The organism is Pandoraea sp. CB10b_02 (assembly GCF_002216225.1).
GTDB classification, from domain to species: Bacteria; Pseudomonadota; Gammaproteobacteria; order Burkholderiales; family Burkholderiaceae; genus Pandoraea; species Pandoraea nosoerga.
Map to the genome: position 1 here is coordinate 161,753 of NZ_NJGW02000009.1, position 12,905 is coordinate 174,657.

General features: G+C 67.0%; 8 protein-coding genes. 3 read left to right on the top strand and 5 right to left on the bottom strand.

Annotation, left to right across the window (positions count from 1 at the left end):
* Nucleotides 1–89: 89 nt before the first annotated feature.
* Complete coding sequence (gene hrpA, locus CDN36_RS12085) at nucleotides 90–4,175, bottom strand: ATP-dependent RNA helicase HrpA (RefSeq protein WP_287496825.1); 4,086 nt, start codon at nucleotides 4,173–4,175, stop codon at nucleotides 90–92.
* A gap of 44 nt (nucleotides 4,176–4,219) precedes the next feature.
* On the opposite strand from hrpA, the gene argA reads away from it, so the two are divergent.
* Both argA and CDN36_RS12095 read left to right on the top strand, forming a co-directional pair.
* Nucleotides 4,220–5,569 carry an amino-acid N-acetyltransferase gene (gene argA, locus CDN36_RS12090; RefSeq protein WP_150555974.1) on the top strand — a complete coding sequence of 450 codons (1,350 nt, stop codon included), beginning with the start codon at nucleotides 4,220–4,222 and terminating at the stop codon, nucleotides 5,567–5,569.
* 221 nt (nucleotides 5,570–5,790) lie between these two features.
* The gene (locus CDN36_RS12095; RefSeq protein WP_039410655.1) at nucleotides 5,791–6,066 is read left to right on the top strand and encodes an oxidative damage protection protein; all 276 of its coding nucleotides are present in this window, start codon (nucleotides 5,791–5,793) and stop codon (nucleotides 6,064–6,066) included.
* A 259-nt stretch (nucleotides 6,067–6,325) separates the two neighbouring features.
* Here CDN36_RS12095 and CDN36_RS12100 read toward each other — a convergent pair whose 3' ends face one another.
* Together CDN36_RS12100 and rpiA are read right to left on the bottom strand one after the other, a co-directional pair.
* Nucleotides 6,326–7,393, bottom strand: coding sequence for a serine endopeptidase (locus CDN36_RS12100; protein ID WP_287496826.1), 1,068 nt, complete (start codon nucleotides 7,391–7,393; stop codon nucleotides 6,326–6,328).
* 15 nt (nucleotides 7,394–7,408) lie between these two features.
* The gene (gene rpiA, locus CDN36_RS12105) at nucleotides 7,409–8,101 is read right to left on the bottom strand and encodes a ribose-5-phosphate isomerase RpiA (protein WP_150555976.1); all 693 of its coding nucleotides are present in this window, start codon (nucleotides 8,099–8,101) and stop codon (nucleotides 7,409–7,411) included.
* Nucleotides 8,102–8,329: 228 nt separating this feature from the next.
* On the opposite strand from rpiA, the gene tal reads away from it, so the two are divergent.
* The gene (gene tal, locus CDN36_RS12110; protein ID WP_502920360.1) at nucleotides 8,330–9,280 is read left to right on the top strand and encodes a transaldolase; all 951 of its coding nucleotides are present in this window, start codon (nucleotides 8,330–8,332) and stop codon (nucleotides 9,278–9,280) included.
* Nucleotides 9,281–9,316: 36 nt separating this feature from the next.
* Here the strand turns inward: tal and rlmB are convergent, their stop codons facing one another.
* Nucleotides 9,317–10,108 carry a 23S rRNA (guanosine(2251)-2'-O)-methyltransferase RlmB gene (gene rlmB / locus CDN36_RS12115; protein ID WP_150555978.1) on the bottom strand — a complete coding sequence of 264 codons (792 nt, stop codon included), beginning with the start codon at nucleotides 10,106–10,108 and terminating at the stop codon, nucleotides 9,317–9,319.
* A 182-nt stretch (nucleotides 10,109–10,290) separates the two neighbouring features.
* Entirely contained in the window at nucleotides 10,291–12,840 is a 2,550-nt protein-coding gene (gene rnr, locus CDN36_RS12120; protein ID WP_287496828.1) for a ribonuclease R, read from the bottom strand.
* Nucleotides 12,841–12,905 lie beyond the last annotated feature (65 nt).

Here is a 12,905-nt window from a genome sequence, read left to right on the forward strand (position 1 = left end):
AATGGCACCCGCCCCCACGGGGAGCGGGCGCCATCGAGCATCGGGTCGCCCCGCCGGCGCGCCGCGACGCCCGGCCCGCGCGCCTTGCCTTAACGTTGCAGCGCCTCCCACACCTTGTGCAGGCGCTTGACGGATACGGGCATCGGCGTGCGCAATTCCTGCGCGAAGAGCGATACGCGCAGTTCTTCGAGCAGCCAGCGGAACTCGTCCAACCGGGCGTCGTCGTGATCGCGCCGTTGCGACGTGGCGCGCTGCCAGTTCTGCAACAGCGGCGCGAGCTCGTTCATGGCGCGAGCGTCGCGCGACGGATCGGCCTTGAGCTTGTCGATGCGCGCGGCCATCGCCTTGAGGTAGCGAGGGAAATGCGCCAGTTGCGCATAAGGCGTGTCGATCAGGAAGCGCTTGCCGACCAGCCGCTGCAACTGCGCCATCAGGTCGGCATGGGCCTGCGCGAACGGCCTGGCCTGTGCGAGCTTTTTCTGCAACGCGGCGTACTCGGCGAGAATCTGCCCCGCCAGCCGCGCGATTTCCTGCGCGAGCAGCGTGAGCCGCCCTCGCCCTTCGTCCTTGCGCGCGACGAACGACGCGTTGTCGCTCGGCCAAGGCTGCTGAAGACATGCGCGTTCGAGCGCCAGGTCCACGATCTGGGCGCGCAGTTCTTCCTGCGTGCCCAGATTCATGTATTGCATCGCCATCTGTTGCAGGCCCGGAATGTTCTTTTCCAGATACTTCACCTGCTCGCGCAGCTGGATCGCGAAGAGTCTTCGCAGCCCGGCGCGATGCTGACGCTGCGCCTCGTCCGGATCGTCGAACACCTCCAGATCGCAGTGATCGCCGCGATCGACGAGCGCCGGATAGCCGAACAGGATCTGCCCGCCCCGCCGTATCTCGAGCATCTCCGGCAACTCGCCGAAACTCCACGTCGTGAGATTGTCGTAGCGGCTCGGCTCGACAGCCGCAGCCGGCGCCCCCGAAGACGCCTTCTGCCCGCGGGCTGGCACCTTGCCGCCCGCCGGGCCGGCCTGCGGCGCAGATATCCGGGCCTCGCCCGCGACGTTGCCGGTCGGCGTCGTACCACTCCTTGCCGCCAGCGCCTGGAACGTGCGCTGCGCCTGCTGGCCGAGTTCGGCGCGCAACTGCGCGAGATTGCGCCCCATGCCGAGCTGACGCCCGTGCTCGTCGATCACCTTGAAGTTCATCGACAGATGCGCCGGCAGCATTTCGAGCTTGAAGTCGCTCGGCCTGAGCATGACGCCTGTCGCTTCGCGCGCGTCGGCAATCACTGCGTCGAGCAGCGCCCCCTGTCCGAACGTGGCCCGATCGACGAAACCGGCCGCGTATTCCGGCAAGGGCACGAAGTGGCGCCGCAGTTTCTGCGGCAGCGACTTCATCAGCAGATGGACCTTCTCCTTGAGCATGCCCGGCACGAGCCATTCGCACCGGCGCGCATCGACCTGGTTCAGGGCATACAGCGGCACCGCGAGCGTGACCCCGTCACGCGGCGACCCCGGCTCGAAGTGGTACGTGAGCGCCATTTCCACGCCCGCGATCGCCGTCTTCTTCGGGAACAGGTCGGTCGTGACGCCGGCGGCCTCGTGACGCATCAGGTCCTCGCGCTCCAGGAACAGCAACCGGGGCGCTCCCCTGGCCGTCTCGCGATACCAATGCTCGAAGCCCGCGCCGTCGTACAGGCCGGCGGGCACATGCGCGTCGTAGTACGCGTAGATCAGTTCGTCGTCGACGAGCACGTCCTGCCGACGCGACTTGTGTTCGAGCTGCTCGATATCGGCGATGAGCTTGCGGTTGTGCGCATAGAACGGGAGCTTCGTCTCCCATTCGCCTTCCACGAGCGCGCTGCGCAGGAATATCTCTCGCGCGCGGCGCGGATCGCGCGGACCGAAGTTCATGCGCCGGCGCGCGTAGATGGTGAGCCCGTAGAGCGTGCCACGTTCGTAGGCGACGACCTGCGCGGCCTTCTTCTCCCAATGCGCGTCGGACAACGACGTCTTCACGAGGTGCCTGCCCACGCGCTCGATCCATTCGGGCTCGATGCGCGCAACGCAGCGTGCGTACAGACGGCTGGTCTCGACGAGCTCGCCGGCCATGACCCAGCGCCCGGCTTTCTTCACGAGCGACGAGCCCGGCCAGATATGAAACTTGATGCCATGCGCGCCGAGGAAGTGGGGATCGTCGTCGGCCTTGCAGCCGATGTTGCCCAGCAACCCGGCGAGCAGCGCCAGGTGCACCTGCTCATAGGTGGCCTCGGTCTCGCTGATGCGCCAGCCCTGCTCGCGCACGACCGTGAGGAGTTGGCTGTGGACGTCGCGCCATTCACGCAGGCGCAACTGCGAGAGGAAGTTGTCGCGGCACGCCTGCGCGAGCAGGCGGTTCGACTTCTTGTGCGCGATGGCTTGCTCGAACCAGTGCCAGATCTTCAGCCACGAGAGGAATTCGCTGCGCTCGTCGGCAAACTTGCGATGCGCGTTGTCGGCGGCGTCCTGCGCCTCGATCGGCCGGTCGCGCGGGTCCTGCACCGCCAGCGCACTCGCGATGATGAGCACTTCGCGCAGCGACTGGTGATAGCGCGCGGCGAGGATCATGCGGCCAACGCGCGGGTCGAGCGGCAGGCGCGCCAGCTCGCGGCCCAGCGGCGTGAGCTGATTGGCGTCGTCGACCGCGCCCAGTTCGTTGAGCAACTGGTAGCCGTCGGCGATGGCGCGTCCGGGCGGCGGCTCGATGAACGGAAATTCCTCGACCTTCGCGAGCCGCAGCGACTGCATGCGCAGAATGACCGCGGCGAGCGACGAGCGCAGGATCTCCGGGTCGGTGAAACGCGCACGCGACTGGAAATCCGTTTCGTCGTACAGGCGAATGCAAACACCGTCGGCCACGCGCCCGCATCGGCCGGCGCGCTGGTTGGCGGCGGCCTGCGAAATCGGTTCGATCTGCAGCTGCTCGACCTTGTTGCGGTACGAATAGCGCTTCACGCGCGCGGTGCCCGCGTCGACCACGTAGCGAATGCCGGGCACGGTGAGCGACGTTTCGGCCACGTTCGTGGCGAGCACGATGCGCCGGGCGTTCGACGGCTTGAACACGCGCTCCTGCTCGGCGGCCGACAGCCGCGCGTATAGCGGCAGAATTTCGGTGTGCGGCGGATGGTGCTTGCGCAGCGACTCGGCGGCCTCGCGAATTTCGCGCTCGCCGGGCAGGAAGACCAGCACGTCGCCGGGGCCTTCGCGGCAGAGTTCGTCGACGGCGTCGACGATGCCGTCCATCAGATCGCGTTCGCGGTCCCTGGCGCTCGCCCGGCCGGCCTCGCGCCCATCACGTCCATCCCGCCCCTGCGCGGCGGCGATGCGCGCATCGTCCTGGATTGGCCGGTAGCGCACTTCGACCGGGTAGAGACGGCCGCTCACCTCGATGACGGGCGCCGGGCGCAGATTGTCCCCCTCGCCCGTGCCGAAATGGCGCGCGAAGCGCTCGGCGTCGATGGTGGCCGAGGTGATGATCACCTTGAGATCGGGTCGGCGCGGCAGCAGTTGCTTGAGATAGCCGAGCAGGAAGTCGATGTTCAGGCTGCGCTCGTGGGCCTCGTCGATGATGATCGTGTCGTAGGCGCGCAACAGCGGATCGGTCTGCGTCTCGGCGAGCAGAATGCCGTCGGTCATGAGCTTGACCGAGGCACCTCCCGAGAGCGTATCGTTGAAGCGGACCTTGAAGCCGACGATTTCGCCCAGCGGCGTGTTCAGCTCCTCGGCGATGCGGCGCGCGGTGGCCGAGGCCGCGATACGGCGCGGCTGCGTGTGGCCGATCAGGCCGGTGCCGCCCGCGCCGAGGCCACGGCCGAGTGCGAGGCAGATTTTGGGAAGCTGCGTGGTCTTGCCCGAGCCGGTCTCACCGCTCACGATCACGACCTGGTGCCCGGCAATGGCGCGCGCGATTTCTTCGCGGCGGCCGGACACGGGCAGCGCCTCGGGGAAGGTGATTTCAGGCACGCGATTGGCGGCGGCCTGCCGGCCGGCGAGCCGTTCGGCCTCGCGCGCGGCGCGCTCCGCCGGCGTGGCGCGAGCTCCGGGCGCCGCCGCCGTTTGCCGTGCGGGACCGCGCGTGTGCCCCGGCGCCGTCACTTTCGGCTTCGGGGGCTTCGATTGTCGATTTCGTTCATCACTTGCCATGGGCGCGCATTATATAATCTGCGCATGTTTGCGCACGTACACTCATGCTGACCGAACCCGACCCCGCCGTACAAGACGAAGAGACCGCCCGCCAGGCCCAGTTCGTGGACTGGCTGCGCTCGGTTGCCCCCTACATCCACGCATTTCGCGACAAGACGTTCGTCGTCGCCTTCGGCGGTGAGCTGGTCGCCGCCGGCGGGCTCGACTCCCTGATCCAGGACGTCGCCCTCCTGTGCGCCATGGGCATGCACATCGTGCTGGTGCACGGCTCGCGGCCGCAGGTCGAAGAGCAGATGCGCCTGCGACATATCGAGTCGCACTTCGCCCAGCAAATGCGCATCACGGACGCCGCGGCGCTCGAGGCGGTGAAGGAAGCGGCGGGCGAATTGCGGCTGGACATCGAGGCGTCGATCAGCCAGGGCCTGCCGAACACGCCCATGGGCAACGCGCGCATCAGCGTGGTCTCGGGCAACTTCGTCACCGGCCGACCGGTCGGTATCGTCGACGGCGTCGACTTCCAGCATACGGGCGTGGTTCGCAAGGTGGACGCGGAATCGATTCGCCTCTCGCTCGCCAACGGCAAGATCGTGCTGCTCTCACCGCTCGGCTTCTCGCCGACGGGTCAGTCGTTCAACCTCACGATGGAAGACGTGGCTTCGTCGGCGGCCATCGCGCTGCGCGCCGACAAGCTGATCTTCATTACCGAGACGCCCGGCATTCTCAACGAATACAACGAGCTGCAGCGCGAGCTCACGCTCGAAGACGCGCAGCGCATGCAGTCGCAAGGCACGCTGGACCGCGATTCGGCGTTCTACCTGAAGTACGCCACGCGCGCTTGCCGGGCCGGCGTGGCCCGCGCCCATATCGTGCCGTTCGCGCTCGACGGCAGCATGCTGCTCGAACTGTTTTCGCACGACGGCGTGGGCACCATGATCTCTTACGAGAATCTCGAGAGCCTGCGTGAAGCGACGATCGACGACGTCGGCGGCATTCTGCAACTGATCGAACCGCTCGAAGCGGACGGCACGCTCGTGCGCCGCGGCCGCCACCAGCTCGAGCGCGATATCGACCACTTCTCGGTCATCGAGCACGACGGGCGGCTGTTCGGCTGCGCCGCGCTCTATCCGTACCCGACCGAGCGCATCGGCGAGATGGCCTGCCTCACGGTCGACCCGGAAGCGCAGGGCTCCGGCGACGGCGAACGGCTGCTCAAACACATCGAGCAGCGCGCCCGGGCGCGCGGACTGGAACGCCTGTTCGTGCTCACCACGCGCACCGAGCACTGGTTCCTCAAGCGAGGCTTCGTCAAGGCCGGCGTGGACGACCTGCCCGCCGACCGCCGCCGCCTCTATAACTGGCAGCGCCGCTCGCTGGTGCTGATCAAGAAACTGTAACGGTGAACGGGGCGGCCGGCACGCGCGATGCAACGCGTCTCTTGTGTTGCGCCTCGCTGCCCCCATATCCCGCTATCGACGATCGACGGACAGATCCACCGGCCGATCGGGAATGACACACCCGCCCGGGCAGGCGCGGCCAGTCTGCACCGCCACCGCCCGATAACGCGGCAACCCACTTTGTTGCCATCCGGCATACCACGATTACGAAGGAGTTCCCCATGGCCCGCATGGTCCAATGCGTCAAACTCGGCAAAGAAGCCGAAGGTCTCGATTTCCCGCCGATGCCCGGCGAACTCGGCAAACGCCTCTGGGAAAGCGTCTCCAAGGAAGCGTGGGCCGGGTGGCTCAAGCAACAGACGATGCTCATCAACGAGAATCGCCTGAACATGGCCGACCCGCGCGCACGCCAGTACCTCGTCAAGCAAACCGAAAAGTACTTCTTCGGCGAAGGCGCCGACGTCGCGCAAGGGTACGTACCGCCGGCGTCGGAATAAACCAGGGCCGGGCATCGTCCCACTATCCAGCCCCGAAGGCCTCCCCCGGACATCAGCCGGACATCAGCCGGACTCGCGGCAAAAAGGACTGCCGATTGGAGGCGATCGGGGGGCGATTGAGGAGCGATTGACGAGCGATTGAGGGCGCCGATCCGTCCCCGCACTCGCACACAGCGCCTTCCGTCAAAAGCAAAAGGCTGAGTTCCCGGATTTCGGGCTCAGCCTTTTGCTCTGCGCTCGATCGCCTGGGGCGGCGTCGCTATGCGGCGCTCACTGCACCTCCTGCGCCACTACCCGCCGAACGCGCCCCGCAGTGATGGCAGAAGTGCGCGAACGCGTTCTTTCGCGTGGTGCACGTCCCGCAACGATCGAACAAACAGATGCCGCAGTGCACGCAGAAGTCGCGCTCGACATCGTCGAGCTTTACCGGCCGCTCACAACCCGGACACACCGATTTCGCCAGACGCGCTTGCGCCAGATCGTATGACAACGTCTTGCGCCGCTCCTCGTCCGGCAACTGCTCTTCCGCCTTCTGACGCGCCAGATATCGCTGCAGCGAGACGATCGCATAGCGGCCGATCAATACCGTCAGCACAATCCCCACAAGGTAGCGCACGTAGCCGCCATAGTCCGGCAGATACGGCACCAGCTCGACGAAGAACGCGAACAGCGCGAAAAAGATGAAACCCCAGACGAACGGCCACCACGTGCTCTTGCGCTGACGCACCAACAGCCAGCCCGCCACCGCCAGCAGCGGCAAGGTCAGCGCCAGACGAATGCCGAAGACCTTCAACTCCCGCGCGTGCTGCATGGCGGCCAACTGCTCACCGGCCGCCGTGTCGAGCGCATCGCGCGCATTGCGCGCCGACTGGACGCTGCGTTGCGCATCGAGCTGTTTGGCTTCAAGACCGTCGACCTGCGTCTGCGCATCGCGCTCGGCCGCCTTGAGCGCGTCGAGCGCTCGCGTGCGCGACACGAGCTCGGCATCCTGGCTGGCCTGCGCCGTGGCCGTGCGCGTGGCGACCCAGTCGTTGAACGACTCGCGCGCGTTGCGATACGCCGTGCTGCGCGCCTTGAGCTGAAGACGCGCCGTCTCCAGTTGGCTCGCCACATCTTCGAGCTGCGTCTGCGCCTGCCTGATGGCTGCATCCGCGCGCCGCGCCTGCACCGGGTCCACGAAGGATTCGAGCGTCGGCGCCTGCGCCACGCCCGGCAACTGATCGACGACGAGACCGCCAAGACCGATCAGGAACGCCGCAAACAGCACGGCAATCAGCCACAGTCCTCGACGGAACCAGGTTTCGGGAAGACGACGCGATCCAGCCATCCTGCCCTCCGGCGATCAGCTCTTGTAGTCGATGGTGCGCACGCCTTGCGGCGTGCCCATGAGCGTGATGTCGGCGCCGCGCTGCGCGAAGAGGCCGACCGTCACCACGCCCGGGATCTGATTGACCTGCGTCTCGAACGCGACGGGGTCGAGGATCTGCAGACCGTGCACGTCGAGGATCGCGCAGCCGTTGTCGGTCACATACGGGCTGCCGTCGGCCCGCACGCGCGCCTGCGGCTTGCCGCCGAGCGCCGCCAGCGCGCGCGCGACGCTCGCCTGCGCCATGGGGATGACTTCGACGGGCAGCGGGAACACGCCGAGCACGGCCACTTCCTTGGAAGCGTCGACCACGCAGACGAATTCCCTGGCCACGGACGCGACGATCTTCTCGCGCGTGAGCGCGCCGCCGCCGCCCTTGACCATATGGCCGAGCGCGTTGATTTCATCGGCCCCGTCCACATAGACGGGCAGGCTCTCGATCTGGTTGAGGTCGAACACTTCGATGCCATGCTTGCGCAGGCGCTCGGTGCTCGCTTCGGAACTGGAGACCGCGCCGCGATATCGGCCCTTGTGCGCGGCCAGCGCGTCGATGAAGCAATTGGCCGTGGAGCCGGTGCCCACGCCGATCACGCTGCCCTCGGGCACGTGTTGGTTCACATAGTCGGCGGCTGCCTGGCCGACCAAGCGTTTGAGTTCGTCCTGGGTCATGGGGAATTCCGGCAAAGTTTGGTAAAGTCGGAAGTTTACCGGAGTCGGACGGGACGCGCCGTATTTCGTGGCCCCGCGCCTCTCGCACGACAGCGGCAGGCCGCATTTGGCCAGCCCCCGTCATCGAGACTCGACGCTCGACTCCTGCCGTCCCGCGCCGGTCGCGTCCCCCTCTGTCGGGTGCGCTCGGCATCATGTCACGCAATGCACTGTCGCAAGGCCGCTCTCATGAACCTGCTCGACCAGCTCAAACGCCACACGATCGTCGTCGCCGATACGGGTGACTTTCAGGCGATGGCCGCCTACAAGCCGCAGGACGCCACCACCAACCCCTCGCTGATTCTGGGCGCGGTGCAAAAGGACGCCTACCGGCCGATCCTCACGCGCGTGGTCGGCGAGCATCGCGCCGAGTCCACCGACGAAATCATCGACCGTCTGCTGATCGCCTTCGGGCGCGAAATCCTCGACATCGTGCCTGGGCGCGTGTCGACCGAGGTGGATGCACGGCTGTCGTTCGACACTGCGGGCACGGTCGCCCGCGCGCGCAAGCTCATCGCAATGTACGAAGCGCAGGGCATCGAGCGCGAACGCGTACTCATCAAGATTGCGTCGACGTGGGAAGGCATCCGCGCGGCCGAAATCCTCGAGCGCGAGAACATCCGCTGCAACATGACGCTGCTCTTCTGCCTCGTGCAGGCGGCCGCCTGCGCCGAAGCCGGTGCGCGACTGATCTCCCCGTTCGTCGGCCGCATTTACGATTGGCACAAGAAATCGGCAGGCGCGAATTGGGACGAGGCGGCGAACGCCGGCGCGAACGATCCCGGCGTGCGCTCCGTCTCGGCCATCTACCGCTACTACAAGCACTTCGGTTACGAAACGGAAGTCATGGGCGCCAGCTTCCGCTCGACGGGGCAAATCCTCGCGCTGGCCGGCTGCGATCTGCTCACGATCAGCCCGGCGCTGCTCGAACAACTGCACACGACCGAAGGCGAAGTCAAGCGCGAGTTGGATCCGAAGGCAGCCCGCGAGGCCGTGGTCGATCGCGTGAAGACGGACGAGCCGTCCTTCCGCTTGCAGCTCAACGACGACGCGATGGCCACCGAAAAGCTCGCCGAAGGCATTCGCGCATTCGCCGCGGACGCCATCAAGCTCGAAGCGCTGATCGACGCGGCACGCTAGGCGCACCCGCCGCTCACGCGGCGCGCGCGGGCGAGCTTACTTCGCCGGCTTGATCGCCGCGGCTGCCGCGCTCACCGTCGCGCGCTGGCGCACGGCCTCATACAGGCAAACGGCGCTGGCCACGGAGACGTTCAGGCTTTCGCAGCCGCCGGCCATCGGAATGCGCATCAGCGAGTCGCAGTTCTCGCGCACGAGGCGGCGCATGCCCTCGCCTTCCGCGCCCATCACGATGGCCATCGGGCCCCTCAGATCGGTGCCGTAGATGTCGGCTGGCGCGTCGTCCGACGTTCCCACCACCCAGATGCCGCGATCCTTGAGCTCGCGCAGCGTGCGCGAGAGATTCGTCACCATGATGTACGGCACGGTCTCGGCCGCCCCGCTGGCGACCTTGGCCGCCGTGGCGTTCAGGCCGACGGCGCGATCCTTCGGCGCGATGACGGCGTGCGCGCCTGCCCCGTCGGCCACGCGCAGGCACGCCCCGAGGTTGTGCGGATCGGTCACGCCGTCGAGCACCAGCAACAGCGGCGGCCCCGAAATGCCGTCGAGCAACTCGTCCAGATTGAGCGCCAGCGACACTTCCTGCGCCCGCGCGACCACGCCCTGGTGCCGCGACGATCCCGCCATGCCGTCCAGACGTTTGCCGTCGGCCTGAATCACCTTGATCTTGACGCCCGGCGCGCCCTTGGCCGATTCCACATGCTTCAGGAAATCCGTCATACGCCGATCGCGGCGGCTCGGGTCGTAGTAGATCTCCTCGATGCTGCCGGCATCGTGGCGCAGGCGTGCCGTCACGGCGTGAAAGCCGAACAGCAATTTCAGTTGACTCATTTCACATCCTCAAAATAGCGTGTGCGCGGCTCGCTCGGGCAACGTGGCACTCGAGCGGCACAAAGCACGACGGCGGCGGTGCCCGGTAGGACAACCGCCGCCGCATCAGACTCGCGGGCACCACATGCCGCCCGCCGCCGGCACAAGGCGCCCATCTTACTGCAAACATCGCATTGCGCGGTTTATCCGCGCCGCGGCTTCTTCGCCGGACCTCCCGAATGCTTCGCCGGCGCCTTGCTGCCGCTGCGCTTGGCCGGCGCCGCGCCTCGCTCGGCGCGCGCGGCCTTTACCCTCGCCGACTTCGGCTTGGCGGGGCGCTTGCCGACCGGCGCCGGCTGCACGCCGTTGAGCAGCGCACCGCCCTTGGGCAGTTGACGGATGCTCGGGCCGGCGCCGGCCGTTCCGGCGAGACCCGGCGTGCCCGCTGCCGGCGCCGGGACCGGTGCACCGCCGCGCTCGGCGCGTCCCGAGGTCTTCGCGAGCGAGCGGGCATTCGGTTCGCGCACGAGCCGGAAGTCGATCTTGCGGGCGTCGAGATCCACGCGGCTCACCTGCACGCGCACACGGTCGGTCAGACGGTAACGGATGCCGGTGCGCTCGCCGCGCAGTTCGTGACGCACTTCGTCGAACTGGAAGTAGTCGCTGCCGAGTTCCGTCACGTGTACGAGGCCTTCGATGAACAAATCGTCGAGCTGCACGAAAATGCCGAACGAGGTGACGGCGCTTACCGTGCCGCCGTACTCCTCGCCGAGCTTGTCGCGCATGAAGTAGCACTTGAGCCAGGCCTCGACGTCGCGCGAGGCTTCGTCCGCGCGGCGCTCGTTGGCCGAGCAATGCAGGCCGAGCTCGTCCCAGATGGCGTCGCGCTTCTTCGCCGAAGGCGCCTTCTTGCTCTTCGCGGCCTCGTCGTCCTTCTGCAGCTTGCGCGCGTGGGGCGAGAGGCCGGTCGTCATCTCGACGCCGTCGGGAATGATCGGCTCGTACTTCTTGCCCGCGAGCACGGCCTTGATCGCACGGTGCGTGAGCAGATCGGGGTAGCGGCGAATCGGGCTGGTGAAGTGCGTATAGGCCGGATACGCGAGGCCGAAGTGACCGATGTTGTCCGGACTGTAGACGGCCTGCTGCATCGAGCGCAGCAGCATGGTCTGCAGCATGGGCGCGTCGGGCCGCGCTTCGATCTGCGTCATGAGTTCCGCATAGTCGGACGTGGCGGGCTCGTCGCCGCCGCCCAGCGTGAGGCCGAGCGTCTTGAGGAACGTGCGCAGCACCTGGAGGCGCTCGCCGGACGGGCCGGCGTGAATGCGATACAGGCCCGGCTGCTTGTGACGCTTGAGGAAGTCCGCGGCGCATACGTTGGCCGTGAGCATGCATTCCTCGATGAGCCGGTGTGCGTCGTTACGGGTGCGCGGCAGGATCTGCTCGATCTTGCCTTGCGCGTTGCAGACGATATACGTCTCCGTCGAATCGAATTCGATGGCGCCGCGCGTCTTGCGCGCCTTGGCGAGCACCTTGTAGAGATCGTACAGATTCTGCAGATGCGGCAGCAGCGCCGCGCGGCGTTGGGCTTCGGCGCCCTTGGTGTTGCCGAGGACCGCGGCGACTTCCGTGTAGGTGAGGCGCGCGGCCGAGTGGATGACTGCCGGATAGAACTGATAGGCCTTCACGTCGCCGTTCGGGGCCACGAGTGCGTCGCACACGAGCACGCAGCGATCGACGTCCGGGTTGAGCGAGCACAGGCCGTTCGAGAGCTTCTCCGGGAGCATCGGGATGACGCGTCGCGGGAAGTAGACGGACGTGCTGCGCGTGAGGGCGTCGGCGTCGAGCGGGCCGCCAGGAGTGACGTAGTGCGAGACGTCGGCGATGGCGACGATCAGACGAAAGCCGTTCGTTCGGCCGACCTTGGCCGGCTCGCAGTAGACGGCGTCGTCGAAGTCGCGGGCGTCTTCGCCGTCGATCGTGACGAGCGGGACGTCGCGCAGGTCGATGCGATGGCGCAGGTCCGGCGCGCGCACCTCGTCGGGCAACGCGCCGGCGGCGGCGAGCGCCTCGGCCGAGAACTGGTGGGGCACGCCATACTTGCGCACGGCGATCTCGATTTCCATGCCGGGGTCGTCGATGTCGCCAAGCACTTCCGAGACCCGGCCGATGGGCTGGCTGTAGCGGCTCGGGTAGTCGGTAAGTTCGACGGAGACGACCTGCCCGACCTTGGCCTTGCCCTGGGCGCGGGGCGGGATGAGGATGTCGTGGCCGATGCGCTTGTCTTCCGGGGCGACGACCATGACGCCGTTCTCGTTGAGAAGCCGGCCGATGACGTGGGTGTTGGCACGGCTGACGACCTCGACGATATGGCCCTCGGGGCGACCGCGGCGATCGTAGCCGGCAATGCGCAGGAGGACGCGGTCATTGTGCATGACCTTCTTCATTTCCTCGTTGGGCAGGAAGAGATCATCGCCGTCGTCGTCGCGCACGGCGAAGCCGTAGCCGTCGCGGTGGCCGATGACGCGGCCTGCGATGAAGTTCGACGGGTGGGTCAGTTGATAGTAACCGCGCCGGTCGAGACGGATCTGGTCGTCGCGTTCCATGGCGGCGAGGCGTTTGAAGAAGCCTTCGCGTTCCTGCTTCTTGATGGCCAGGGATTCGGCGATATCGTTGGCGGACAGCGCGGAGTCTGCGGTGCGCAGGACACCGAGGATCTCTTCGCGACTCGGGATCGGATAGGGATATTTGCTCAAAGGTCGGTAGCGTTGCTGTGCCGGTTGAGTCCGGCCGAGTGGCGCACCATGCGCCCGACGGTCCG